A 24,612-nucleotide genomic window follows, 5' to 3' on the forward strand; every position below is an offset into this window, starting at 1 on the left:
GAGAACCAGTGCGTGTCAGTGTTGTTGCCTTAGGCAAGATCGGACTGCCGTTGGCGGTCCAGTTCGCGGCCAAGGGCCATCAGGTCGTCGGCGTCGACATCAACGAGAAGTTCGTCGAGATGGTGAACGCCGGCAAGGAGCCGTTCCCGGGTGAGGCCCACCTGCAGGAGCTGCTCGCCGAGACCGTGGCCGACGGCCGTCTGCGGGCGACCACGGACTACGCGGACGCCATCCCGAACAGTGACGCGGTCGTCGTGGTCGTGCCGCTGTTCGTCGACGAGAAGACCGGCGAGCCCGAGTTCGGCTGGATGGAGAACGCGACCCGTTCGCTGGCCGAGCACCTCAGCCCCGGCACCCTGGTCAGCTACGAGACCACGCTGCCGGTCGGCACCACCCGCAACCGGTGGAAGCCGATGATCGAGGAGATCTCCGGTCTGACCGAGGGCACCGACTTCCACCTGGTGTTCTCGCCGGAGCGGGTGCTCACCGGCCGGGTCTTCGCGGACCTGCGCAAGTACCCGAAGCTGGTCGGCGGTCTGTCCGAGGAGGGCGCCAAGCGCGCCATCGCCTTCTACGAGGCCGTGCTGGACTTCGACGAGCGTCCCGACCTGCCGCGCGCGAACGGCGTCTGGGACCTCGGTTCGGCCGAGGCGTCCGAGCTGGCGAAGCTGGCCGAGACCACCTACCGCGACGTGAACATCGGCCTGGCGAACCAGTTCGCCCGGTTCGCCGGCCAGAACGGCATCGACGTACACGCCGTGATCGAGGCGTCGAACTCGCAGCCCTACAGCCACATCCACCGGCCCGGTATCGCGGTCGGCGGCCACTGCATCCCGGTCTACCCGCGGCTGTACCTGTGGACCGACCCGGAGGCAACCGTTGTCCGGGCCGCCCGCGAGGCGAACGCCGGTATGCCGGACTACACCATCGGCCTGCTCGAGGGCGCCTTCGGCGACCTGAAGGGGGCGAAGGTGGTCGTGCTCGGCGCGGCGTACCGTGGTGGCGTGAAGGAGACGGCGTTCTCCGGAGTCTTCCCGGCCGTCGAGGCGCTGAAGGCGCGCGGCGCCGAGGTGTCCGTGCACGACCCGCTGTACACCGACGAGGAGCTCCAGGGCCTCGGCTTCACGCCGTACACGCTGGGTACTCCGGTCGACGCGGCGGTGCTGCAGGCCGACCACGCGGACTACGCGCAGCTGAGCCCGGCCGACCTGCCGGGTGTGCAGGTACTCGTCGACGGTCGTGACCGCACCGACCCGGCCCGCTGGGCCGGCGTGCGGCGGATTGTGATCGGAAGGTCGGTCAGCCAGTGACAACTGCCGACCTGCGGGTCGTGATGATGGTCGCGAACGACGTCACCAACGACAGTAGGGTCCGCAAGGAGGCCGCAGCACTGGCCGAGACCGGCGCAGAGGTCACTGTGTTCGGGGTCTCGGCCAGCGGTCTGCCGTCGAGGGAGATGCTCGACGGTGCGCTGATCGTCCGGGTGGCAGTGCCGTTCGCACTGCGTGAGGAACGGAAACGAAGCCGTACGGCGCGACGCGACTGGCGTCCGCCGCTGGTGGGCTACAAGCACCGCTCGACCTACGTGGCGCGCAGTGAGCGGATCCAGGCCGAGCTCAAGGAGCTCAAGGCCGACTCCGGGCACGCGATCGCGCGGGCGAAGGCGGGCCAGGGGAATCCACTCAAGTTCAAGGCCGGCGTCGGCACCCGCCTGCTCCGCCGGGCGCGCTGGAAGGCCGCCGAGCGGGTCAGCTGGGTCCGCAAGGGCGTGGGCAACAAGGCCGACGCGCCGTTCAAGTTCAGCTGGCGGGCGTACGACGGTGTGCTGCACCGCCTCCCGTGGCCGGCGCCGTGGCGCAAGCTGCACCCGGAGGCGCTGGACCTGGAGATCGCGTTCGGCGACCTGATCGACCGTCTCGAGCCGGATGTGGTGCACGCGCACGACATGCACGTGATCGGTGTCGCCACCCGCGCCGCCGGCCGGGCGAAGTTGCGTGGCCGCACGTTGAAGGTCGTCTACGACGCGCACGAGTACGTCGCAGGCCTGTCGCAGTACGGTGCGCGCACCCGGCGTTCGATTGCGGCCTGGGCCAACCACGAGCGGGAGTACATCGGCGACGTCGACCGGGTGGTCACCGTCAGCCCGGCGATCGCGACCCGGCTCAAACGCGAGCACAAGCTGAAGCACGAGCCGGTCGTCGTGATGAACACCCCGAACCCGGCCGACGTGTCGGTCGAGGTGCCGGACATCCGCAGCCGGATCGGTCTGGCCTCCGACGTACCGCTGCTCGTCTACAGCGGTGGTGTGACGCGGGCGCGCGGCGTCCACACCGCCGTACAGGCACTGGTCGACCTGCCGGACGTGCACCTGGCCGTGGTCTGTGTGCCGGGTGTCGCGACCGACGCGGTCCGTGCGCTGCAGGCGCAGGCGATCCAGCTCGGCGTCGACAACCGGCTGCACTGCGTCGAGCCGGTGAAGCCCGACGAGGTGGTCGCGTTCCTGCGCACCGCTGACGTCGGCCTCATCCCGATCCTGCGCTACCCGAGCCACGAGATGGCGCTGCCGAACAAGCTGTTCGAGTACGCCTTCGCCGGACTGCCGGTGGTCGTCAGCGACATGCCGAGCATGAAGGAGTTCGTCGACCGGACCCGGATCGGCGAGGTCTTCACGGCCGAGGACACCGCGGACCTCGCGGCGAAGGTACGCACGGTGCTCGCGGATCTGGACAGCTACCGCGAGCGGGTCGCGGACCCGGCGTACCAGCAGGAGGTGTCCTGGTCCGGCCAGGCGGCCAACCTGCGCGCGCTGTACGGCGAGCTCACCGGCCGTCAGCTGGAGGTCGTCCGCCCGGGCGGCCCGATGGTGAAGAAGCAGCCGCACCTGCTGATCGGTCCGGTCAACAGTGCCGGCCAGGCCTGGCTGTGGGCGACCGCCGTCGAGCGCGAGGTGCCGGACGTCAAGGTCGAGTCGCTGACCACGGGCAGCGGCGCGTTCGACTTCAAGGTGCACCGCACCGGGACCTACAAGCAGTACCGGACCGATCTGCGCTGGCAGCTCGAGCTGACGGCGTACGCGTTGCGTGAAGTCACCCACGTGCTGTTCGAGGCGGGGCGGCCGATGTTCGGTCAGCTGCGCGGGCAGATGTGGACCACCGACGTACCGATCCTCGAGCAGGCCGGGATCAAGCACGGCGTGCTGTTCCACGGCTCGGAGATCCGCGACCCGGCCCTGCACCGGGCGCGCTACCGGTACTCGCCGTTCCGCAACCCCGAGGACGAGCTGACCCAGCGGCTGCAGTCCGGCAACGACAACATGCGCCGGCACCTGCAGGGGTACGACGGCCCGGTCTACGTGACCACGCCGGACCTGCTGGAGTTCGTCGAGAACGGCATCTGGATCCCGCTGGCGGTCGACGTCGAGGGCTTCGCATCGAGCCGGCCGGTGCTCGAGCGCGAGGTTCCGGTGGTGCTGCACGCGCCGTCGGCCAGCGCGCTCAAGGGCTCGGCGTACGTCGACCCGGTGCTGACCGATCTGGACGCGCGCGGCCTGATCACGTACCAGCGGGTGCAGGGCGTGCCGCACGCGGAGCTGGCCGAGATGGTGAAGGACGCCGACATCGTCGTCGACCAGATGCTGCTCGGCTCGTACGGCGTCTTCGCCTGTGAGGCGATGGCCGCCGGCCGGGTCACCGTCGGCCACATCGCGGACCCGGTCCGGGACCTGCTGCCGACCGATCTGCCGATCGCCGAGGCGACGCCGGACGACCTGTCCGAGGTGATCGAGCGGTTGGTCAGCGAGCGTGACTCGGCCCGGAAGATCGCCGACGCCGGCCCCGGCTACGTCCGGGACCTGCACGACGGGCATCGCTCGGTCGAGGTGCTGCTGCCGTTCCTGAAGAACGAACTCGGCCCCAGGCTCGAGACCGAGGCCGGCGGCGAGTAAGTGCGGATTCTGATGATCGCGCAGTCCCCGATCGCCGGGGACTCGCGGATCCTGCGGGAGGCCACGGCGCTGGCCGCGGCCGGTCACACGCTGCACGTGATCGGCCGCGACGTCCCGGACGGCTTCGAAGTCGGCCCGGGGATCACAGTGGAGTCGGTCTCCCGCTCCTCCGGTCTGCGGACCGGGAACGGCGGGCTGACCGTCGGGCACGGGCATTCCGGGCCCAAGGTGCTGGCGAAGCGGTTCGGGCGGTGGTTGTTGCTGCCCGAGCACCGCAACCGCACCGAGAAGCACTGGCGTACCGCTGCCGCGCCGGTTGTGGCTGCGGCAGGGCCGGTTGATGTCGTGCACGCGCATGACTTCAACACGTTGGAGCTGGCGGCGGAGTACGCCTCGCGGTGGTCCGCCGCGCTGGTGTACGACAGCCACGAGCTGTGGTTCGACCGGGCTTTGCCGGGGCGGCCGACGCCGTTGTGGCGGGCGCGTGGGCGGCGGTACGAAGTTTCGCTCGCGTCCCGGGCGCGGGTTGTGTTCACGGTGTCGGACGGGATCGCGGAGCGGTTGCGGTCGCGTGGGTTGTCGGACGTGCGCGTCGTACGGAACACGTTCCCGCGTGCTGACGACGTACCGCCGGCGCCGGACCGGCCGGAGGGTTTGTTGTACGCCGGTCGCGTGGGCGCGGGGCGGGATCTGCCGACTGTGGTTGCGGCGGCACGGCAACTGTTGCCGTTCCGGACCGTGCTGATGGGGTCGGTGGATCCCAACTATCGTTTGGATCTGGGCCCGGTCGAGACCGTCGCGGAACGCTCGATCGACGAGGTCGACGACACGCTGCGCACGTACGGCATCTCGCTGGTGACTCTCACCAACACCTGCGAGAACCATCGGCTGGCTCTCCCCAACAAGCTCTTCCACGCGGTCCGGGCCGGCGTTCCTGTCGTCGCGGCCGACCTCCCCGAACTGCGCGCCGTCGTCACGCAGTACAAGCTCGGTGGGTTGTACGAGCCGGGCAACGCGCAGTCGTTGACCGATGCGGTCCGCTCGGTGATCGAGAACTACAGCACGTACACCGATGGCGTCCGCACCGCCGCGGCAGAACTCAACTGGGAGCACGACGCAGCCACCCTGGTCACTGCCTACTCCGAACTGTAAGAACTTTCTGGGCCTTCCCCGCATCAAGCTGGGTGAGGGGGTCGCCATGAAGCGACGGATGACGGCTTTGGCCGGGGGTGCGGCGCTGGTGGCCGCCGCGATAGTGCCGACGAACGCACACGCAGCTGTGGACAACGCGGTGTGCCAGGTTTGGCTGGGGTCGGTGACAGCGGTCGGTGGACAGCGGAACCTCACTGTGACCGCGAACGTTCCGCCGACGATCGAGCAAGGCAAGACCCTCGCGGTCTATCAGTCCGGGCAGGTGCGGCTCAGCGCTCGGCAGACCTCCGAGCCTGGACCGGGAGGCGACGACCGCTACGGGTACGTCGTCATCGGCGACGCGCTCTACTACAGCCGGTACCGGACCGACATGGTCGGCGACCTGGACCCGTCGAACCCGCCGTCCCTCGGCCGGATCGGTGGCGGCTGGACCAACTTCACCGCGATCGAGCTCGCCGACTACGCGAGCTACCCGGACGGCACGATCCACCACACCACGTTCTACGGTCTGCGCAACGACGGCGTCCTGTTCCGCTGGAACCAGCTGAACGGCGGACTGCGGGCCAGCGGCTCGTACCCGGGCTTCGCGTCGGTCAAGTCGATGGCGCTGATCGCGAAGACGCCGACGTACGACACCTTCCTGGCCAACACCCGCGGCGGTGCGTTGTACACGATCCGGATCCCCTTGGCTTCGCCGCTGAGGCCGGTCGTGACACCGGTCCGAACGCGCACCTGGCAGGGCTTCGAGACGCTGTCGGCGGCGGCCTGCGGCAAGAACGGCACGCTGCTGCTGGGGATCGACAAGGACGCCAAGACCGCTTACCTGTACGCCGTCGGGCACGCGAATGGCACGGCGACGGTGATCCAGTCCCGGGGCCTGGTCCCGGGGACGTTCGACGACCCGGCCTACTTCCGCTGGGTGCCGATCTCGATCTTCGACGGCGCCAACGGCGACTGAACGCCGCAACCTTTCGTGCCCGCTCTGTATCAGAGTGTGTGAAAGGGGTGGACATGAATCGACGACTGACTGCTTTGGCGGGCTGCGCCGCACTGGCGCTGACTGCATTGATGCCCGCGGCCGCACACGCACAGGGGACGGCGAAGCCTGACCCCACCAAGCCTGGGGCGACAGTGCCGGGCACCAACAAGAAGATCACGGCGGCGCAGGCCAACGCCTGCTTCGTCTGGCAGGGCGGAGTGACCGCGAGCGGCGGGCACCACTTCGCGGACCCGACCGCGACGACGCCTCCGCAGGTGCCGGACAACTGGACCACCGCCGGGGCATTCGCTCCCGGGCAGGTCCGGCTGAGCGCCCGGCAGACCATCGAGCCGGACATCTCCGGTACCGATCGCTACGGGTACGTCGTGATCGGCGACGCGCTCTACTACAGCTACTACCAGGCGTACGCCGACGGCACCATCGACAACCGCTCGCTCAGCCGGGTCGGTGGCGGCTGGGGCAGCTTCACGTTCCTGGAGGTCTCGGACTACGAGAGCCCCGACAACGGGACGAAGAAGATCTACCGGTCGGCGGCGTACGCGCTGCGCAACGACGGCGTGCTGTACCGCTGGAACCTCGGCGAGAAGGGTTGGCGGGCCAGCGGATCGTACCCGGGCTTCTCGTCGGTCAAGACGATGACGCTGATCGCGAAGACCCCGACGTACGACACGTTCCTCGCGAACACCCGCGGCGGGGCGCTCTACACGATCCGGATCCCGTCGGCGTCCCCGATGAAGCCGGTGGTGAAGCAGGTCCGTACGCGTACCTGGCAGGGCTTCGAGACGCTGTCGGCGATGGGCTGCGGTCAGTACGGCACGCTCCTGCTCGGCATCGACAAGGACACCAAGAAGAACTACCTGTACGCCGTTGGCCACGCCAACGGCCTGTCCACCGTCATCCAATCCCGCGGCGAGGTAGCCGGCGACCTCAGCGACCCGGTCAACTTCCGCTGGGTAACCATCCCCGTCTACGACACCGCCAACGGCGACTGACCCCGGCCGGCAGAGATCCAGGCCTCGGTGGCCGGGTCGGCCGGGGTGTAGGTGAGGACGAACTGGCCGTCGTCGCCGGGGAGTTGGAGGGATTCGAGGGAGAACGTCAGTCTCCCGGCGGTGGGGTGGTTCAAGGTCTTCGGGCAGTGGGAGCGGTTCTGGACGTTCTGGGAGAGCCAGAAGCGCTCGAAGTCGGAGCTGGCGGTGCGGAGTTCGGTTACCAGGGCCGCCAGCTCCGCGTCGTCGGCGTACTCGGCCGAGGCTCGGCGGAGTAGCGCGACCGCGTCCTCGGCGACGGATTCCCAGTCGGCGTAGAAGGTTCGTGACGAGGGATCCAGGAAGTACAGCCGGGCGAGGTTTCGCTGCGCCGGATCCTCGAAGTCGGCGATCACGGCGGTGGCGGCCGAGTTCCACGCGAGCACGTTGCTCAAGCGGTCGACGACGATCGCGGGCAGGTCCTGCATCGCGTCCAGCATCGCCTTGAGTTGCGGGCGAACGGGCGCCTTCGGCGGTACGGCGGGTGGCGCCGCGCAGGCCAGCGATCGGAGGTGATCGCGCTCGGCCTGATCCATCCGCAGAGCGTCGGCGACCGCAGTCAGCACCGCGACGGATGGATTGCCGGCGCGCCCTTGCTCGAGGCGGATGTAGTAGTCGACGCTCACGTTCGCCAGCAGCGCGACCTCTTCCCGGCGGAGGCCCGTGACGCGGCGATCCGGCCCCGGCCGCAACCCGACGTCCTCGGGACCCACCCTGGCCCGTCTGGTCTGCAAGAACTCTCCCAGCGCACTCACCCGTCCAGTATCCCGGGACGTTCAACGCACTGGGTGGTACTGCCGGACCTACGGTCGAAGCGGATCTTCTGCGCCGCCGTCGCCCGGCGGAGCGTTGAGCCATGAGTACTTCACGTATCGCGCTCGTCACCGGCGCCGCCAGCGGAATCGGTGCCGCCATCGCCACCCGTCTCGCCGCCGACGGCGCATCTGTCGCACTGCTCGCCCGCCGTCGCGACCGCCTCGAGAAGGTCGCCGCGCAGATCGCCGAGGCGGGCGGTACGGCGTTCGTCGTACCGGCCGATGTCACGTCCGAGGAGTCCGTGGCCGAGGCCGCGGCCCGGGTGCAGGAGCGTTTCGGCGACCTGGACCTGCTCGTCAACAATGCCGGGCTGATGTCGGTGGTCCCGTTCGGGGACGGTCCTCTCGCCCACTGGCGTCGTACCGTCGAGGTCAACCTGACCGGCGTCATCACGGTGACGCACGCGTTCCTGCCGGCCCTCAAACGGTCGGCCGCAGCGCGGACAACCGACCTGATCAACGTCTCCTCGCTGGCCGCGGACAGGTTCAACCCGGGCATGGCGGCGTACGGCGCCTCGAAGGCAGGCGTCAGCCATCTCACGCGCACGCTGCGGGCCGAACTCGCCGGTGAGGGCATCCGGGTCACCAACCTCGAGCCCGGCATGATCGACGGCACCGAACTCGCCGACAGCTTCCCCGACGAGCTGCGCTCAATGGTGGACGATCTGCGCCGCACCCTCCCTGCCGTCCCGGTGAGCGAGGTCGCCGAGCTCGTCGCGTACGTCGTCGGTCGCCCGCGCGACGTCAATCTGCCGCACCTGATCATCCAGCCGTCGAAGGAGATCTAGCACCTGTTCACCCAGGCTTCGTGTTCAGACCACGAGGTGCAACTTCACCGCGGCCACGCCGACCTCGACGCGCTGACCCCAGCTCAGGGTGAGCGTGTCGGACTCCATCCCGTCGCCGAACACGACCAGGTCCGACTCGGCCGTGATCGTCAGCGAATCCGGTGCCTTCAGCAACCCTTCGGTGTTGTCGGTTCCGGTCGCCGGTGACGGCCAGGCCTCGCGGACGAACCAGCACAGCGTCGGATCGGTCGGCGCCGGCAGTCCGAGCGGACTGCGTCGTTCCTGCCAGGCCGATCGGCACCAGCCGGTCGATCCGGTGCCGGTGCCGACCAGGATCCCGGACGACGACTGCCGCTCGGGCAGCCCGTCGGGCGAGCTGAGTCGGTAGCGGGCGGACTGGTGCGTGCGGTGGCCGACGTACACCTCGTTGAGCGCCAGCAGCTGTTGCCCGTCATCGGTGCTCGCGGCAACCATCGTGCGTTCGGCGAACGTGCGGGTGACGAGCAGGTCCGCGATCGCGTCCGGTTCGTGCGGCACGAGTACGCCGGGGTTCCGGGCCGGCTCGGGGTTGATGCCGATCACCGGCTGACCATCGAGGTACTTCGCGACGTTGGCGACCAAACCGTCCTGGCCGACCGCGATCACCACGTCCTCCGGGCCGAACCCGAACCGGTCCAGGTCGTTGCGCTCGGCAACGGCTCGGCGCCAGTCCAGCGGGATCGCCGCCGATACCGTGGCGAGGGCGTCCTGCTGGGCCTGGTGCCGCGCATCGAGCTCGGCGAGGTCCCGCCCGCGCCCGGCGAGGAAGAACCCGGCCTGCTGCCGCGTCCCGTGCCGGGCGATCAACTCGGTCAACTCGGTCGCCCGATGCACGATCACCGCCCTGGGTGGGAGGCTCATCGTCGACCTCCCGTGGCGGGCCGCCCCCGGCGCGGCCCGCCACGCCACAGCCTCCGGATCATGCTGTCTGCCCGGAGGTCAGCTTGGTCAGCAGCGGGGTCAGTAGGTCCGGGGTCACGTTGAGAGTGCCGATGTCCGGAAGGGCGCCCTGCTTGATCGCGAGCGCCAGGATCGTGCCTTGGTCCAGGTCGGCGTACGCCTCGAGCAGCGCCTTCTCGGTGACGGCCTCGGCCGCGCCGATCACCCGCTTGGCGTCTGCCTCCGCCTCGGCCAGCGCCCGCTGCCGCCCGGCTGCGGCCTGCGTCTCGATCTGCCCGGCCGCCGCGGCCTCGGTCGCGCGCATCCGTTCGTTCTGACCGCGCTGGTTGACCAGCTGCTCCTCACGGCGGGCGAGCTCGATCTGGTTCTGCAGCTCGTTCTCCGCGATGGAGCGTTCCCGCTCGACGGCCATCGCGCGGCGCTCGTACGTCGCCTTGTCCGCGGCCTGCTGCACCATCTCCCGGGTGGGGGTCTGCAGCGCCTTCTCGACATCCCGCTCCGCCCGTACGGCGACCACGCGGACGTCCTCGACGCCGATGCCCAGACCGGTCAGGCGGTGGTCCTCCCGCAGCCCGGTGCCGACTGCTTGGCGCAGCGAGGTCATGCCCTCGGACAGCGCCTCGGTCAGCGTCATGCGGGCCAGGAGGTCGAGTGCGGTCTGCTGTGCGAGCTCGGTCAGCAGACCGCCGAGCTGTTCGAGCGGAGTGGCGTGCCACAGGCCGGTGTCCGGGTCGATCCCGAAGTCGAGCCGGCTGGCGGCGAGGGCCGGGTCGGTCACGCGGTACGTCACGCTCGCCTGCACGGCGACGTCCTGGAAGTCCTGCGTCCGGCCGTGGAACAGCAGCGGCTGCTCGCGGTCGTCGATCGGGACCTCGCTCAGCGACGAGTTCAGTGCCCGGAACCAGAACGCCTGGCCGGCGCCGTCGTGCGCGACCTTGCCGTTGCGCAGGTGCCGCACGTGGGTGGTGGGGTTGGCCCGCAGGTGGCTGATGAAGCGGAACCGGGTGATGTCTGCCATCTCTTCGCCTTCCTTGTCGTCAATATGACGATAAGGGTCATGACGGCTTCTCGTCAAGGTGACGATTAGAGTAGGGGTCATGGACTTCGAGCCGGTCGGCCTGGCCACGGACCTGATCATCCTGACCGTGCGCGACGGTCGCCTCCAGGTGCTGCTGATCCGCCGGGGCATCGCGCCGTACCAGGGCCGCTGGGCGTTGCCCGGCGGATTCGTGCGGCCGGACGAGGACCTGGAGACGACCGCCCGCCGCGAACTCGCGGAGGAGACCGGGCTGTCCTCGGAGCGCATCCACCTCGAACAGGTTGCGACGTACGGCGCTCCTGATCGCGACCCGCGCGGCCGGGTGGTCAGTGTCGCGTACCTGGCCCTGGTCCCGGACCTACCGGCGCCGGTCGCGGGGTCGGACGCGGCGTCGGCGCAGTGGGTCGATGTGGCCGAGGTCGACGCGGGCCGGTTGGCGTTCGACCATCACCAGATCCTGGCGGACGGGGTGGAGCGGGCGCGCGCCAAGCTCGAGTACTCACCGCTCGCGACGGCGTTCTGCCCGCCGGAGTTCACGATCTCCGAACTGCGCGGCGTCTACGAGGCGGTCTGGGGCACACCCCTCGACCCCCGCAACTTCCACCGCAAGGTCACCAAAACCGCCGACTTCGTCACCCCCACCGGCGGCACGACCACCCGCGACGGCGGCCGCCCGGCCCAACTCTTCCACCGCGGCACCGCCACCACCCTCCACCCACCCATGACCCGGGCTTGACCTCCAGTCGGCTCGAGCTGCTTGCCTGTCACGGCTCAGGCCGTGGTCGACTGCGTCCTGTTCGCCGTCGCCCAGCCTCGCGACTGCCTCAACCGTGCGTTCTACTTCGAACAGCTAGTTCCTCGGCCGTGATGAGGTTGGTGTGGGTGCCGGGGGAGCCGCAGGCCCAGGCGCCGGCGATGGTGCCGGCCTGGGCCGCGTCGGGCCAGGGGGCGCCGTCGAGGTAGCGGGCGAGGAAAGCGGCGACGTACGCGTCGCCGGCGCCGTTGGTGTCGACGACGGGACGGTCGGGGAACTGGATCGCGGGGAAATGCTGGGTGGGTTCTCCGCGGACGTGCAGGAAACTGCCCTGCGCGCCGGCCATTGCGACGACGACCTCGGCGCGGCCGTTGGCGAGGATCCACTCGACGCCGTCGGGAGGCAGCGAGCTGGTCGAGACGAAGACGATGTCCGACGCGGTCGCGAAGTCCTTGTGGTGGTCGTTGCGGCCGTCCCAGTCGTGCAGGTCGGTGGAGATCGAGCGGTCCGCGGCGATCGCGTCGCCGAGGGCGTCGCGGGCGAAGTCCATGATCGAGACGTGGACGTGCTGCGCCTGGCGGATCACCGGTCGCCACAGGCCCGGGTCGACACGCAGCCCGGCCGGATGCCGGCCGTCGTACATCGAGAGCCGGCGCCCGTCCGGGCTGACCAGGTTGACCGATCGCCGGGTCCCGCTCGGGTGCAGCGCGACGCGTAGCGGGAGGCCCAGCTCCTGGTACGTACGGCGGATGCGGGCGCCCTCGGGGTCGTCGCCGATCACGTCCACCAGACCGGCGTTGAGTCCGAGCAGGTGGCAGCCGAGCGCGACACCGTGCCCGGTGTGCGCCAGGTACGACTCGATCGGATCGACCGCGATCGAGTCAACATCCGCCAGCGGCAGGCTCGGCACCCGCACGATCGTGTCGATCCCGACTCCACCGATGACCAGCACATCCAACTCCACGGAACCCGTCATACCCGACTTTCGCCAGGGATCACAGGTGTCTTTCGGAAGCTGAACGCACTATTCGTATCTGCGCACGGTCAGTCCGCGTTCAATCGCCGGAAGCTCATTGTTTGATCGGGGCGCCGGTCTTCTCCTGGAGCTCGTCGAACGTGACGCCGTCGGCGAGCTCGACCAGCTGCAACCCGTCGTCGGTGATGTCGAGGACGGCGAGGTCGGTGATGATCCGGTTCACCACGCCGCGCCCGGTGTACGGCAGGTCGCACTCCTCGAGGATCTTGCGCGAACCGTCCTTGGCGACGTGCTCCATCAGCACGATCACCCGCTTGGCGCCGTGCACGAGGTCCATCGCGCCGCCCATGCCCTTGACCATCTTGCCGGGGATCATCCAGTTCGACAGGTCGCCCTTGGCCGACACCTGCATGGCGCCGAGGATGGCCGCGTCGATCGCGCCGCCACGGATCATCCCGAACGACAGCGACGAGTCGAAGAACGACGCCCCGGGGAGCGTCGTGACAGTCTCCTTGCCGGCGTTGATCAGGTCCGGGTCCTCCTCGCCGGCGACCGGGTACGGCCCGACGCCGAGGATCCCGTTCTCGGACTGCAGTACGACGGTGACGCCGTCCGGGATGTAGTTCGGGACCAGCGTCGGCAGGCCGATACCGAGGTTCACGTACGAGCCGTCGTCCAGCTCCGCGGCCGCCCGCGCCGCCATCTGCTCACGGGTGAGTGGCATGCTCAGGCCTCCTGCTTCTGGACGGTCAGCTTCTCGATCCGCTTCTCGATATCCTTGCCGACAGCAACAACACGCTGCACGTACACACCGGGCAGGTGGATCGAGTCCGGGTCCAGCTCACCAGGCTGGACCAGCTCCTCGACCTGCGCGATCGTCACCCGGCCGGCCATCGCGGCCAGCGGGTTGAAGTTCCGCGCGCTGCGGTCGAAGACCAGGTTGCCGTGGGTGTCGCCCTTGAGCGCGTGCACCAGCCCGAAGTCGGTGGTGATCGAGTCCTCCAGCACGTACGTCGTGCCGTTGATCTCGCGCGTCTCCTTCGGCTCCGACGCCTTCGCGACCGAGCCGTCGGAGTTGTACTTCTGCGGCAGCCCGCCCTCCGCGACCTGGGTGCCGACACCGGCCAGCGTGTAGAACGCTGCAATCCCGCAGCCGCCGGCGCGCAGTTTCTCGGCCAGCGTGCCCTGCGGCGTCAGCTCGACCTCCAGCTCACCGGACAGGAACTGACGGGCGAACTCCTTGTTCTCCCCGACGTACGACGAGGTCATCTTGGCGATGCGCCTGTCGGCGAGCAGGATGCCCAGGCCCCAGTCGTCGACACCGCAGTTGTTCGACACCACGCTGAGCCCGCTCACCCCCTTGTCGTGCAGCGCGCTGATCAGCTGCATCGGGTTGCCGCACAACCCGAAACCACCGACCGCGAGGCTCGCCCCGTCCCCGATGTCCGCCACCGCTTCCTGCGGCGACCCGTACGTCTTGTCCATCAGCTGCTCCGTTGCAGTCGTCGGTGCCGATTTGCTCCCGACTCTAACCAGCGCCACCGCCCACCGCGATGTGGCTGGCACCACACCTAGGCGCACACCTAGGCGGACGCTTCGGACGCGTTCAGCACGCGGAGCTCGTGCAGGGCCTCGAAGTGGGCGTCCTCGAGGTTGGGGAGGCTGAGGACGGCCGAGAGGTGGCTGCGAGCGGCGGGCGCGTTGCCGGAGTGCCGGGCTGTGCGGGCCAGTCCCAGCCTGGCCGCCGCGACGGTTTCCGGGAGGTCTGCGTGCTCACCGATGGACAGCGCCCGGCTGTAGTCCGCGTGGGCGTCCTCCAGCTTCCCCAGCCGCCGGTAGAGGTCAGCGCGCTCACACAGAAGCAGCGCGGTCTCAACGGCCAGGCACAGCTGCTCCGCGAGCTCCAGCGCCTCGGTAGTGACGTCCAGCGGCTCGTCCACGACCTGGCGGAGCGCACAGAGAGCCAGGAACATGCCCCAGCGGTCCTCGAGCATCCGGAAGCGGCCCAGCGCCGTACGCAAGGCCTGGGCCGCCTCGCCCGGCGCAGCCGCAGTCAGCCCCGGATAGCCCCGGCAGAGCTCGACAGCGGCCCGGGCCCAGGCGTCGCCGCTCTCGTTCCGCTCCAGCACGTCCTCGACCACATCGGCGGGCTCGAACGGCCCGAAGACCAGCGACCACAGCAGCACCGTCACGGAGTACCGGAAGGGGCCGGTGCTCGTGAGGACGATCTGCTGGGCGAGCTCCAGCTGCTCCTGCTCGGCCGACCCGGCGCCGTGGATGACGGCGAGCAGGTACTCCTCGTCCAGCCCGACCGGGACGGTCCGGCCGAGCATGCTCAGCACCCGCTCGGCGGCGGCTGCTGCCTCGTCCTGGAGCCCGTTCGACCACCAATACGCCGAGTAACGCGCAACGAGCCGGAGGGCGGTCCGCAGGTCGCTCTCACACGCGCGCTCGATCGCGCTGACGACCTGGTCCGCCTCCAGACCGTCAGGTTCTCCGGAGCCCCCCAAGTTCACGTACCTCATTGTTGCGCGGCCCTGTTAACGCCATGTCACGGGGGTCACCGGGGTCACAGGGGTCACGCAAGTCAGAACCTGAGAACGCCCCAGCGGTCCGGCCGGTGCATGTCCTCGATGCCCTGCGGGGCCCAGACCCAGAACTCGATCTGTTCACCCTTCACGTACGCGCCGTCGACCACCTCGTGCGGCCACTCGCAGCGCATCAGGTTCATCCGCCACTCGTCGCCCGGGTTCGGCGGCGTCGCGCGACCCGCGTTGTACGACGCGAGGTCCGCCCACGGCACTGCGAGCTCCACGGACCACGCCGTGTCGGTGTCGGACGGGTCGTTGACCGTGCCGTCGACGTGGATCGCGGTCCGCAGACCGGGCAGGTTCGTCGGGTCGATCGGCAGGCCCCCGTCGACGTACGGCTTGGGCAGCGTCAGCTCCCAGATCGTGCCGAGCGGGTTGATCTCGAACTCGTAGTAGTTCAGCCCGTCGCCGTCCGGGTCCAGGAACAGCTCGAAGTTGTTCTCGTGGAAGAGCTTGCTGTTCTTCTCGGTCATCGTGGACCAGATGTGCGGCTCCTCGAGCAGGCCGCCGACGTACAGGTACCGGTCGTCGTACATCAGCTTCGCCCGGGTCCGGAACCGCGGCGCCGGGCCGTCGTGGATCGGGACGAAGTCCGTGGTCCAGGGCGCGGCCTCCCAGGCGGGGTCGGTCAGGGTGCCGTCGAGGTTCGGCGCGGTCGCGGTCCGCGGGCACTCGTAGACGGGCAGGTCAGGCATCGGCACGCTCCAGCAGTCGGGCGACGAGATTGGCGAGCAGGAAGGTGATCGCGGTCAGCGCCGGTACGACGGCGATGATCCACGGCGAGTCGAGGTGACCGGTCAGGAACGCCACGACGAGCGCCACCATGAACGCGACCCCGAGGAACGGGACCAGTCGCGGGTGCGGCATCGCCAGCCGGCTGAGGGTGAGGCCGCCGAGCACCATCGTGACGGCCACGATGACCACCAGCAGCGGGAGCCCGAGGGCACCGCAGTTCGTCGTGTCGCGGAACCGGTCGCAGCTGCGCTCACTCAGCCAGACGAAGGCGATCGTCGCGAACCCGCAGAGCAGGCCGACGACGGCCAGGATCAGCGCCGGCGGCAGCGGCGGGGCGTCGTACCGTCCCTGACTCATTCCCGAAGGTTATCGGGCTCCCAGGGAGTTCGCGATCGCGTCACGTACGGCGGCGTCGGTCGGCGTGGGTACGCCGCGTTCGGCCGCGAGCTCGGCCAGCGAGGTCATCGTGACGTCGTGCAGCCCGCAACTCGTGAACGTGTGAAACACGGTCATGTCGGGATCGACGTTGACCGAGAAGCCGTGACTGGTGACGCCGCGCCGGATCCGCATCCCGATCGAGCAGAGCTTGCGGCCGTCCTCGGTCCAGACCCCGACCAGGCTGCTCGCGCCCTTCGGCGTGTCCCGGCGTACCAGCGGGAAGCCGAGCGAACCGAGTGCGTCGATCAGGCCGTTCTCGACCCAGCGGACGATGTCGACCGGGCCGCGCTGCTTCAGGTCGATGACCAGGTAGCCGACCAGCTGGCCCGGTCCGTGGTACGTCGCGAAGCCGCCGCGATCCACCGCGATGGCCGGAGTACCGGCGGGCAGATCGTCGGGCGACGTCCGCGGACCGTAGGTGATGACGGGCGGATGACTCAACAGGAACAGGCGGTCCTCGGCCTTGCCCTCGATCCGCTCCTCGACCCAGCCGCGCATGTCCTTCGCCGCGACGTCGTACTCGACCTCACCCAGCTCAACTCGCTGCATGCTGTCAGCCTAGGCATACGGCGCGCGGTGCAGGATGTCGTACAGCGTCAGGCGGTCGAGCAGGAGGCCCTCCGGCTGCAGCCAGGCCTGGAGCTGGCTGGCCGCGGTCTGTGCGGGCAGGCAGATGATCGCGGCATCCGAGCCCAGCGCGGCGGTGATCCCGCCCTGGCCGTCGACCACTGGGTGCACGACCAGGAAGCCGCGAACCTCGACCGGGGCGAGCCGGTTCCGCCAGGCGGTGACGGCGGTGTCCAGACCTGAGATCGGGCTGTCGAGCGGTACGCCGTTCAGCTGGAGTTGGCCGTAGACATCCAGGGCGTAGTGCCCGGGCGGTCCGACGACGGACGAGATCAGGGCGACGCGGTGGCCGTTCAGAAGTAGGTGGCTGACCGCCATGTCGCCGATCCGCGCGCCATGGACCAGCTTCGACGCCGGGAGCGCGCTGACGACGGAGTCCAGGATCCGGGCGGTACGCCGATGCCGCAGTACGTCGGCCGGCGCGAGCCACGCCGTACGGCCGTCGTCGACCAGCGGCTCGCCGGGGCGGCCCCACAGGTTGAAGTCGTACGCCGCTGTGGCGTCGATGGTCCGGTCCAACTTGTGCACCTTCGACCAGCGTCCGGTGAGGAAGCGGGTGAGCACCAGGCCTAGGAGCAGGGCGATGATCACGACCCGCTGGAGCGCGGTCGCGCCGCTCTTCGAGAAGGGGAACAGCACCAGGAAGTAGAGCAGGGCGGTGACGATGCCGAACGCCTTCAGCAGCCGGTGCAGCGGAATCCGTCTGCTCCAGTGTGGTGGCATGGCCACCACACTCATCGCGACCGTGCCGACGGCGAAGACGATGTCCGACACGCCGTCGAGACCGCCGATGGCGATGATCGCGATATCCAGCACGGTCAGGACAGTCAGCGACAGCAGCGCCGGCAGGCGCCAGCGTCCGAACGCCGGGACGACGTCGATACCGCCGGACAGCGGCTCCGGCACCGGTTGCGAGGCCTGGGCCGAGGTCTGGGTCCAGGTGAACGGATCCGGCTCGGGCGCGGGCTGCGGCTCGGGCTCCGGGTCGGGCTGACGGGTGTACCTCGGCTCCTCGTACGTCGGCTTCTCGTACGTCGGGGCGCTCGTCCGGGCGTCGAGCGTGCGGTCGTACGCCGCGCGCTTGGCCGGATCGCCCAGCGTCGTCCACGCCTCCTGCACCATCCGGAACAGCGCAGCGTTGCCGCCCTGGTCCGGGTGGACCTGGCGGACCAGGCGCCGGTACGCCGACTTGATCTCCGCCGTGGTGGCGGTTCGCTCGACGTTCAGCACCTCGTAGTGGTTGGACACCCCAGCGCACCTCCACGACAGGCCTTGAGGCGCACTCAGGGCCAGCCACCTAAGTGACTGGCCCTGAGTGTTGGTCGGGCTGACAGGATTTGAACCTGCGACCTCTTCGTCCCGAACGAAGCGCGCTACCAAGCTGCGCCACAGCCCGAAGTCGCGAGTAGCTTACATGTGCTCAGCGTCCGAACGAAATCGGGTTAATCCGTGGGACGAGCGTGAGCAGCGTCGCCTCCGGCCGGCACGCGAACCGGACCGGCGCGTACGGCGAAGTACCGAGGCCGGCGGACACGTGCAGGGCAGCCTGGCGGCCGTCGTACCCCCAGGTGGACAGGCCCTTCACGCGGGACGTGTCGAGGTCGCAGTTGGTCACCAGGGCGCCGTACAGCGGCACTGCCAGCTGGCCGCCGTGGGTGTGACCGGCCAGGACCAGCGGATACCCGTCGCCGACGAAACCGTTCAGGACCCGCTGGTACGGCGCGTGGGTGACGCCGATCGAGAGGTCGGCCGTCGGGTCGATCTCGCCCGCGACCTCGTCGTACCGGTCGCGCTTGATGTGCGGGTCGTCGGTGCCCGCGAAGTCCAGGCGTGCACCGTTGACCTTGAGCGTGGCCTTGGCGTTGTTCAGGTCGGTCCAGCCGGCGCCGGTGAACGCGCGGCGCATCTCTTCGTACGGCAGGTCGGGGCCGTGCGGCTTGTGGCGCTGCTTGTGGGCCGGGAGCAAGTACTTGCCCGGGTTCTTGAAGTGCGGCTTCCAGTAGTCGTTGGAGCCGAACACGAACACGCCGGGCAGGTCGAGCAGATCGCCGTACGCACGGAGCAGCGGCCGGACCGAGTCCTCGTGCGAGAGGTTGTCGCCGGTGTTGACGATCAGGTCGGGCTCGAGGGCCGCGAGCTCGTTGACCCAGCGGATCTTGCGCTCTTGCGTCGGCCAGAGGTGCAGGTCGGACAGGTGCAGCACCTTGAGGGGCGCCGTACCTTCGGGGAGCACCGGGACGGTGACTCTGCGCAGGGTGTACCAGCGCACCTCGATGGTTGCCGCGTAGGCGACGCAGGCGGCACCTACGGCGGTGACAGCGGCCGTCGTCTTCAGGGCGGTCCTGGCGATGCTCATTTCACCAGCCTGCCACAATCGTGGTCATGTCCAACTCCGGAATGAAGCAGCGCCTGCACGACGACATGACCGCGGCCCTGAAGGCCCGCGACGAGATCCGCAAGTCGACCCTGCGGATGGCGCTCACCGCGATCACCAAGGCGGAGGTGGCCGGCAAGGAGGCCCGCGAGCTCAGCGACACAGAGATCGTCGACGTGCTCAGCTCCGAGGCGAAGAAGCGCCGCGAATCCGTCGTCGCCTACCGCGACGCCGGCCGCGCCGAGCTCGCCGACAAGGAACAGGCCGAGGCGGACATCCTGGCCGAGTACCTCCCCCAGCAGTTGACCGAGGACGAGATCAAGGTCCTCGTCACCGAAACCATCGCCGCAACCGGCGCCGCCGACCTGGGTCCCCGCGGCATCGGCAAGGTCATGGGCGCCCTCCAGCCCAAGGTCAAGGGCAAAGCCGACGGCTCCGTAGTCTCCGCCGAAGTAAAACGCCAACTCGGCGCCTGACATACAAGAAGGGCCTCGTCCGTTGGACGAGGCCCTTTGTGTTTTAGCCGTGGCCGCGACCGCCGCCGCCGCAGTTGGGGAACTTGGGGTTCCAGGGTGGGCAGTTGGGGTTGATGGTGGTCGGGCCGCCCGGGGGTTTGGTGGTGTTCTGCGGCTTGTTCGGCTGGTTCTTGTTGTTGCCGTTGGAGACGTAGATCGTCACCAGGGAGCCTTCGGGGGCGCCGTCGCGTTGGCGGGGGTCGGTGTAGGCGACGGTGCCGGCGGTCTCCTCGGAGTTGACCGTGCCGCTGGCGATCGCGACGTCGAAGCCGGCCTGCCGGAGCTTGTTGGCGGCGTCGTCGGGGTTCATGCCGTTGACGAACGGGAGGCTCTTCACGTCACCGCGCTGGATCTTGTCGGACGGCGCGACGAAGTGCGTGGTCGGGTAACCCTGCAGGGCGGCCTTCATCGCGGCCTCCCAGATCGGCCCGGCGGTGCCGGAACCTGTCGGGTCGTGGATGCCGTGGCCGTTGAGCGTCTGGCCCTGGAGCGGTGAGTACGGCAGCGAGGCGTCGGCCACCGTGGCCGCCGCGGCCAGCTTGGTCGAGTAACCGGCGTACCACACGGCCTTCGCGTCGTTGATGGTTCCGGTCTTACCGGCCAGGTCGCTCTTGCCGAACTTGAGCTTGCCGCCGGTGCCGTTCGGCTCCATCACCTGGTGCAGCACCGCGTTGACGCCGTCGGCGACCTCCGGGGCCAGAGCCTGCTTGCAGTCCGCGCCGCGGGTGCTGACCGGCTTGCCGGCCGAATCCTTGACCGAGGTGACCACCCACGGGTTGCAGTACATGCCGCGCGCGGCGAAGGCGGCGTACGCGCCGGCCAGCTGCAGCGGGGTCACCAGGTCGACGCCCAGGGTCATGGACGGAACCTGCTGCAGCGGCTCCAGCGACTGAGCGTTGTACATGCCGAGGGAGGCCGCGATCTTGGCGATCGGGCACAGGCCGGTGCGCTGCGAGAGCTGCAGGAAGTAGGTGTTGGTCGACTTCTGCGCCGCCTGGATCATGGTCGGATCCGCGACGTTCTGCGTCGAGTTCTTCGGTGAGTAGTCGTCAGGGGTCTTCACCGTGCCGTTGCAGGTGCTGAACTTCGTGCCACCCAGCGGCAGCGGGCTCGGTGAGTTGATCTTGTAGGTGAGCGGAATGCCCTTCTGGATCGCCGCGGCGATCGTGAAGGCCTTCATCGTCGAGCCGTTCTGGAAGCCGCCGTACCCGCCCGGGTACGTCTTCGGGGCGTTGTAGTTGTACGCCGTCTGCCCGCGCTTGCTCCCGTACTTGCGGCTCTGCGCCATCGCCTTCACCAACCCGGTCCCCGGCTCGACGATCGTGATCGCGGCGATCGCCTGGTCGGTCGGCTTCGAGTGGGTGTCGATCGAGCGCTGCGCGTCCGCCTGGATCTTCGGGTCGAGCGACGTCCGGATCGTCAGGCCGGCGGTCTTCAGGTAGTTGGCGCGGTCGGTCTTCGTCTTGCCGAACGCCGGGTTGTTCTCGAGCTCGGAGACGACGTACTCGCAGTAGAACGGGTACGGGCCGTTGCCGCAGCCGAGCTTGTTCGAGCGGACCTTGTTCGGGTCGATGACCGGGGTCTTCAACGCGGAGTTGGCCTGGGCGACCGAGATGACGTGCAGCTCGAGCATGCGCTTGATGACCACGTCGCGGCGGTCCTTGGCGCGCTTGGCGTTGTTGGTCGGGTCGTAGCCGGTCGGGTTCTTCACCAGGCCGGCCAGCATCGCGGCCTGCGGCAGCGTCAGCTGGGAGGCGTTCACCGAGAAGTAGTGCTGGGCCGCGGCCTGGATACCCCAGGCGCCGTCGCCGAAGTTGGCGAGGTTCAGGTACTTCTCCAGGATCTCCTGCTTGGAGTACTGCTTCTCGACCGCGATCGCGTACCGCAGCTCGGCGACCTTGCGCTGGTAGTTGTCGGCGGTCGCGGCCGCGACCTCCTCGGGCGTCTTCGCCTTCTCGACCAGGCTGATCTTCACGTACTGCTGGGTGATGCTCGAACCACCCTGCTGCACCGATCCGGCGGACTGGTTCTGCAGCAGCGCGCGCAGCGTGCCCTTCAGGTCGAGCGCGCCGTGCTCGTAGAACCGGTCGTCCTCGATCGCGACGATCGCCTTCTGCATGATCGGCGCGACCAGGGCGAGCTTGACCGGCACGCGGTTCTGCTCGGCCAGCGTCGCGATCACGGATCCGTCGGCAGCGAGGATGGTGCTCTTCTGCTTGAGCGGCACCTCGTCGAACTGTTGCGGCAGGTCTTGGAGGGTGGTGGATGTCTTCTCTGTGGTGAACCCGGCGAGCCCGGCGAAGGGGATCGCGAGACCGGCGGCCAGAGCCCCCGACAGCACGCTCACCCCCAGGAACAGAACCACTGATTGGACGACTCCACGGTCACCTTTCTCCCTCACGCGCATGGTTATAGAGACTACGGGATGCGCTGTTCGGGTTACCGCGACGCTTATGACTTCCGTCACACCTGCTGGACAAAGTTCATCCAAAGAATGAGGGCCCGAGCAGATCGCTCGGGCCCTCACTGTGTATTGCGTTACGCGGCGTACTGGTGTGCCTGTACCTCGGCCGGCTCCAGGGCCAGCTCCAGCACCTCGCGGACGTCGCTCACCGGGTGAACGGTCAGCTCCGCGAGCACGGACGCGGGCACGTCCTCTAGGTCCGGCTCGTTCCGCTTCGGGATCAGGATCGTGGTCAGCCCGGCCCGGTGGGCGGCGAGCAGCTTCTGCTTCACCCCACCGATCGGGAGCACCCGTCCGGTCAGCGACACCTCACCGGTCATCGCGACCTCCGAACGGACCGGCCGTCCGGACAGCAGCGACGCCAGCGCCGTCGTCATCGTCACACCCGCCGACGGTCCGTCCTTCGGGACGGCACCGGCCGGTACGTGGATGTGAGTGTTGCGCTCGGCCAGGTCACTTACCGGCAGCCCCAGCTCCGCACCGTGCGAGCGCAGATACGACAGGGCGATCTGCGCCGACTCCTTCATCACGTCACCGAGCTGTCCGGTCAGCGTGACTCCGGTCGGGCCGGTCTCCTTGTCGGCCAGCGACGCCTCGATGAAGAGGACGTCACCACCCGCACCGGTCACCGCCAGTCCGGTCGCCACACCCGGAAGCGCCGTACGCTCGGCCGACTCCGGAGTGAACTTCGGCGAACCCAGGTACTCCTTCAGGTTGTCGCCGCCGATGGTCAGCGCGCCGAGCTCCTCGCCCAGGGCCAGCTTCGCCGTCACCTTCCGCAGTACGCGGGAGATCGACCGCTCCAGCTGCCGCACGCCGGCCTCCCGGGTGTACTCACCCGCGAGCACCCGCAGGGCCGAGTCCTCGATGGACACCTCGTCCGCCGTCAGGCCCGCCCGCTCCAGCTGACGCGGGAGCAGGTGGTCACGGGCGATGATGACCTTCTCGTCCTCGGTGTACCCGTCCAGCTGCACGAGTTCCATCCGGTCCAGCAACGGCGCCGGGATGGAGTCCAGCACGTTCGCCGTGGCCAGGAAGACCACGTCGGACAGGTCCAGCTCGACCTCCAGGTAGTGGTCCCGGAAGGTGTGGTTCTGCGCCGGGTCCAGGACCTCCAGCAGCGCGGCCGTCGGGTCGCCCCGGTAGTCCGCACCCACCTTGTCGATCTCGTCCAGCAGGACGACGGGGTTCATCGAACCCGCCTCGGTGATCGCCCGGACGATCCGGCCCGGCAGCGCACCGACGTACGTACGCCGGTGACCGCGGATCTCGGCCTCGTCCCGCACACCACCCAGAGCGACCCGGACGAACTTCCGTCCCATCGCACGGGCAACGGACTCACCCAGCGAGGTCTTACCCACACCAGGCGGACCGACCAGGGCCAGTACGGCGCCACTGCGGCGTCCGCCGACCACTCCGAGACCACGGTCCGCGCGGCGACGCCGTACGGCCAGGTACTCGGTGATGCGCTGCTTCACGTCGTCCAGACCGGCGTGGTCCGCGTCCAGCACGGCCCGCGCCTCGCGCAGGTCGTAACTGTCCTCGCTGCGCTCGTTCCACGGCACCTCGAGGACTGTGTCCAGCCAGGTCCGGATCCAGCCGACCTCGGGGGACTGCTCAGAGGTCCGCTCCAGCTTGTCGACCTCGGCCAGCGCCGCCTTCGCGACGTGCTCCGGCAGGTCGGCCGCCTCGACGCGGGCCCGGTAGTCCTCTTCCTCGGACTCGGCCTTGCCGTCCAGCTCGGCCAGCTCCTTGCGGATCGCGGCCATCTGCTGGCGCAGCAGGAACTCCCGCTGCTGCTTCTCCATACCCTCCTGGACGTCCTTCTGGATCGTCTCGGAGACCTCGAGCTCGGCGAGGTGGTCCTTCACCCAGCCGATCAGCTTCTCCAGCCGCTCGGACACGTTCGCGTTCTCGACCAGCCAGGACTTCTGCTCGTTGTTCAGGTACGACGCGTAGCCGGCCAGGTCGGACAGCTCGGAGGGGTCGTCCACCTGCTTGATGGAGTCGATCACCTGGTACGCGCCGCGACGCTGCAGCACGGAGGTGGTCAGAGTCTTGTACTCGCGGGCCAGCTCGACGGAGCGGTCGTCGGTGATCTCGTGCATCACCGTCGCGCCCACCCACAGCGCCGCACCCGGGCCGGTCGTCCCGGCGCCGATGCGGACCCGCTGGGTCCCGCGGATCACGGCCGCCTGGGCACCGCCCGGCAGCCGGCCGATCTGCTCGATCTCACCGAGCGTTCCGGCCTTGGCATATTTACCGTCGAGCCGCGGCACCAGGAGCACCTGGTCCTGACCCGCAGCCTGCGCGGCGTCGATGGCCGCCCGGGCCTCGCTGTCGGCGAGTCGGACCGGCACGACCATTCCCGGCAGGACCACGACGTCGTCCAGCGGCAGTACCGGAAGATTCAACGTATCGGTCACGCTGTCAC

Annotated in this window: 22 protein-coding genes and 1 tRNA gene; 8 read left to right on the top strand and 15 right to left on the bottom strand. The window is 69.0% G+C overall.

What is annotated here, in order from left to right:
- Positions 1-8 precede the first annotated feature (8 nt).
- The 5 genes from OHA10_RS13635 to OHA10_RS13655 are packed head-to-tail and all read left to right on the top strand — an operon-like array spanning position 9 to position 7,087.
- Positions 9-1,310, top strand: coding sequence for a nucleotide sugar dehydrogenase (locus OHA10_RS13635; protein ID WP_371406560.1), 1,302 nt, complete (start codon positions 9-11; stop codon positions 1,308-1,310).
- Positions 1,307-3,943 (top strand): glycosyltransferase family 4 protein, encoded by a 2,637-nt coding sequence (locus tag OHA10_RS13640; protein ID WP_371406561.1) that lies wholly within the window; start codon positions 1,307-1,309, stop codon positions 3,941-3,943. Before OHA10_RS13635 ends, OHA10_RS13640 begins: the two co-directional genes overlap by 4 nt.
- Positions 3,944-3,955: 12 nt before the next feature.
- Positions 3,956-5,095, top strand: a complete 1,140-nt coding sequence (locus tag OHA10_RS13645) for a glycosyltransferase (RefSeq protein WP_371406562.1) — start codon at positions 3,956-3,958, stop codon at positions 5,093-5,095.
- 46 nt (positions 5,096-5,141) lie between these two features.
- Positions 5,142-6,053, top strand: a complete 912-nt coding sequence (locus tag OHA10_RS13650; protein WP_371406563.1) for a hypothetical protein — start codon at positions 5,142-5,144, stop codon at positions 6,051-6,053.
- Positions 6,054-6,106: 53 nt separating this feature from the next.
- A complete protein-coding gene (locus tag OHA10_RS13655) occupies positions 6,107-7,087 on the top strand; it encodes a hypothetical protein (RefSeq protein WP_371406564.1) in 981 nt (326 codons plus the stop codon).
- Here OHA10_RS13655 and OHA10_RS13660 read toward each other — a convergent pair.
- Positions 7,063-7,878 carry a helix-turn-helix transcriptional regulator gene (locus tag OHA10_RS13660; protein ID WP_371406565.1) on the bottom strand — a complete coding sequence of 272 codons (816 nt, stop codon included), beginning with the start codon at positions 7,876-7,878 and terminating at the stop codon, positions 7,063-7,065. The genes OHA10_RS13655 and OHA10_RS13660 overlap by 25 nt on opposite strands.
- Before the next feature lie 101 nt (positions 7,879-7,979).
- On the opposite strand from OHA10_RS13660, the gene OHA10_RS13665 reads away from it, so the two are divergent.
- The gene (locus tag OHA10_RS13665) at positions 7,980-8,726 is read left to right on the top strand and encodes an SDR family oxidoreductase (RefSeq protein WP_371406566.1); all 747 of its coding nucleotides are present in this window, start codon (positions 7,980-7,982) and stop codon (positions 8,724-8,726) included.
- A 24-nt stretch (positions 8,727-8,750) separates the two neighbouring features.
- Here the strand turns inward: OHA10_RS13665 and OHA10_RS13670 are convergent, their stop codons facing one another.
- Complete coding sequence (locus OHA10_RS13670; protein ID WP_371406567.1) at positions 8,751-9,626, bottom strand: hypothetical protein; 876 nt, start codon at positions 9,624-9,626, stop codon at positions 8,751-8,753.
- A gap of 58 nt (positions 9,627-9,684) precedes the next feature.
- Positions 9,685-10,683: an SPFH domain-containing protein gene (locus tag OHA10_RS13675; protein ID WP_371406568.1), complete on the bottom strand. Its 999-nt coding sequence runs from the start codon at positions 10,681-10,683 to the stop codon at positions 9,685-9,687.
- Positions 10,684-10,762: 79 nt separating this feature from the next.
- Between OHA10_RS13675 and OHA10_RS13680 the strand changes: the two genes are divergently transcribed.
- Positions 10,763-11,440 (top strand): NUDIX domain-containing protein, encoded by a 678-nt coding sequence (locus OHA10_RS13680; protein WP_371406569.1) that lies wholly within the window; start codon positions 10,763-10,765, stop codon positions 11,438-11,440.
- Positions 11,441-11,528: 88 nt separating this feature from the next.
- Here the strand turns inward: OHA10_RS13680 and OHA10_RS13685 are convergent, their stop codons facing one another.
- From OHA10_RS13685 to OHA10_RS13730, 10 genes are all read right to left on the bottom strand, one after another.
- Complete coding sequence (locus tag OHA10_RS13685; RefSeq protein WP_371406570.1) at positions 11,529-12,434, bottom strand: carbohydrate kinase family protein; 906 nt, start codon at positions 12,432-12,434, stop codon at positions 11,529-11,531.
- A gap of 94 nt (positions 12,435-12,528) precedes the next feature.
- A complete protein-coding gene (locus OHA10_RS13690) occupies positions 12,529-13,158 on the bottom strand; it encodes a CoA transferase subunit B (protein ID WP_371406571.1) in 630 nt (209 codons plus the stop codon).
- Positions 13,159-13,160: 2 nt separating this feature from the next.
- On the bottom strand, positions 13,161-13,919 hold the full coding sequence (locus tag OHA10_RS13695) for a CoA transferase subunit A (protein ID WP_371406572.1): 759 nt from the start codon (positions 13,917-13,919) through the stop codon (positions 13,161-13,163).
- A gap of 98 nt (positions 13,920-14,017) precedes the next feature.
- The gene (locus OHA10_RS13700; protein ID WP_371406573.1) at positions 14,018-14,950 is read right to left on the bottom strand and encodes a hypothetical protein; all 933 of its coding nucleotides are present in this window, start codon (positions 14,948-14,950) and stop codon (positions 14,018-14,020) included.
- A 71-nt stretch (positions 14,951-15,021) separates the two neighbouring features.
- A complete protein-coding gene (locus tag OHA10_RS13705; protein ID WP_371406574.1) occupies positions 15,022-15,720 on the bottom strand; it encodes a carbohydrate-binding family 9-like protein in 699 nt (232 codons plus the stop codon).
- Positions 15,713-16,117: a hypothetical protein gene (locus OHA10_RS13710; RefSeq protein ID WP_371406575.1), complete on the bottom strand. Its 405-nt coding sequence runs from the start codon at positions 16,115-16,117 to the stop codon at positions 15,713-15,715. The genes OHA10_RS13705 and OHA10_RS13710 overlap by 8 nt, the downstream gene beginning before the upstream one ends.
- Positions 16,118-16,126: 9 nt before the next feature.
- Positions 16,127-16,747, bottom strand: coding sequence for a lipoyl(octanoyl) transferase LipB (gene lipB, locus OHA10_RS13715; RefSeq protein WP_371406576.1), 621 nt, complete (start codon positions 16,745-16,747; stop codon positions 16,127-16,129).
- A 9-nt stretch (positions 16,748-16,756) separates the two neighbouring features.
- On the bottom strand, positions 16,757-18,073 hold the full coding sequence (locus tag OHA10_RS13720; RefSeq protein ID WP_371406577.1) for a J domain-containing protein: 1,317 nt from the start codon (positions 18,071-18,073) through the stop codon (positions 16,757-16,759).
- A 71-nt stretch (positions 18,074-18,144) separates the two neighbouring features.
- Positions 18,145-18,221 (bottom strand) — tRNA-Pro (locus OHA10_RS13725).
- A 24-nt stretch (positions 18,222-18,245) separates the two neighbouring features.
- A complete protein-coding gene (locus OHA10_RS13730; protein ID WP_371406578.1) occupies positions 18,246-19,181 on the bottom strand; it encodes a metallophosphoesterase in 936 nt (311 codons plus the stop codon).
- A gap of 26 nt (positions 19,182-19,207) precedes the next feature.
- Here OHA10_RS13730 and OHA10_RS13735 point away from each other — a divergent pair, with 26 nt between their 5' ends.
- On the top strand, positions 19,208-19,675 hold the full coding sequence (locus tag OHA10_RS13735; protein WP_371406579.1) for a GatB/YqeY domain-containing protein: 468 nt from the start codon (positions 19,208-19,210) through the stop codon (positions 19,673-19,675).
- A 43-nt stretch (positions 19,676-19,718) separates the two neighbouring features.
- On the opposite strand, the gene OHA10_RS13740 is transcribed toward OHA10_RS13735, so the two are convergent.
- Both OHA10_RS13740 and lon read right to left on the bottom strand, forming a co-directional pair.
- Complete coding sequence (locus OHA10_RS13740; RefSeq protein WP_371406580.1) at positions 19,719-22,079, bottom strand: penicillin-binding protein; 2,361 nt, start codon at positions 22,077-22,079, stop codon at positions 19,719-19,721.
- 173 nt (positions 22,080-22,252) lie between these two features.
- On the bottom strand, positions 22,253-24,604 hold the full coding sequence (gene lon, locus OHA10_RS13745; RefSeq protein ID WP_371406581.1) for an endopeptidase La: 2,352 nt from the start codon (positions 24,602-24,604) through the stop codon (positions 22,253-22,255).
- Positions 24,605-24,612: the final 8 nt, after the last annotated feature.

Origin of the sequence: Kribbella sp. NBC_00662, assembly GCF_041430295.1 — a bacterium.
Taxonomy (GTDB): Bacteria; Actinomycetota; Actinomycetes; order Propionibacteriales; family Kribbellaceae; genus Kribbella.

Excerpts from the sequence above, each read along its gene's own strand:
- OHA10_RS13705 (WP_371406574.1), bottom strand. The coding sequence starts at position 15,720 with ATGCCTGACCTGCCCGTCTACGAGTGCCCGCGGACCGCGACCGCGCCG.
- OHA10_RS13670 (WP_371406567.1), bottom strand. The coding sequence starts at position 9,626 with ATGAGCCTCCCACCCAGGGCGGTGATCGTGCATCGGGCGACCGAGTTG.
- OHA10_RS13685 (WP_371406570.1), bottom strand. The coding sequence starts at position 12,434 with ATGACGGGTTCCGTGGAGTTGGATGTGCTGGTCATCGGTGGAGTCGGG.
- OHA10_RS13675 (WP_371406568.1), bottom strand. The coding sequence starts at position 10,683 with ATGGCAGACATCACCCGGTTCCGCTTCATCAGCCACCTGCGGGCCAAC.
- OHA10_RS13680 (WP_371406569.1), top strand. The coding sequence starts at position 10,763 with ATGGACTTCGAGCCGGTCGGCCTGGCCACGGACCTGATCATCCTGACC.
- lipB (WP_371406576.1), bottom strand. The coding sequence starts at position 16,747 with ATGCAGCGAGTTGAGCTGGGTGAGGTCGAGTACGACGTCGCGGCGAAG.
- OHA10_RS13645 (WP_371406562.1), top strand. The coding sequence starts at position 3,956 with ATGATCGCGCAGTCCCCGATCGCCGGGGACTCGCGGATCCTGCGGGAG.
- OHA10_RS13695 (WP_371406572.1), bottom strand. The coding sequence starts at position 13,919 with ATGGACAAGACGTACGGGTCGCCGCAGGAAGCGGTGGCGGACATCGGG.
- OHA10_RS13650 (WP_371406563.1), top strand. The coding sequence starts at position 5,142 with ATGAAGCGACGGATGACGGCTTTGGCCGGGGGTGCGGCGCTGGTGGCC.
- OHA10_RS13655 (WP_371406564.1), top strand. The coding sequence starts at position 6,107 with ATGAATCGACGACTGACTGCTTTGGCGGGCTGCGCCGCACTGGCGCTG.
- OHA10_RS13735 (WP_371406579.1), top strand. The coding sequence starts at position 19,208 with ATGTCCAACTCCGGAATGAAGCAGCGCCTGCACGACGACATGACCGCG.
- OHA10_RS13710 (WP_371406575.1), bottom strand. The coding sequence starts at position 16,117 with ATGAGTCAGGGACGGTACGACGCCCCGCCGCTGCCGCCGGCGCTGATC.
- OHA10_RS13730 (WP_371406578.1), bottom strand. The coding sequence starts at position 19,181 with ATGAGCATCGCCAGGACCGCCCTGAAGACGACGGCCGCTGTCACCGCC.
- OHA10_RS13690 (WP_371406571.1), bottom strand. The coding sequence starts at position 13,158 with ATGCCACTCACCCGTGAGCAGATGGCGGCGCGGGCGGCCGCGGAGCTG.
- OHA10_RS13665 (WP_371406566.1), top strand. The coding sequence starts at position 7,980 with ATGAGTACTTCACGTATCGCGCTCGTCACCGGCGCCGCCAGCGGAATC.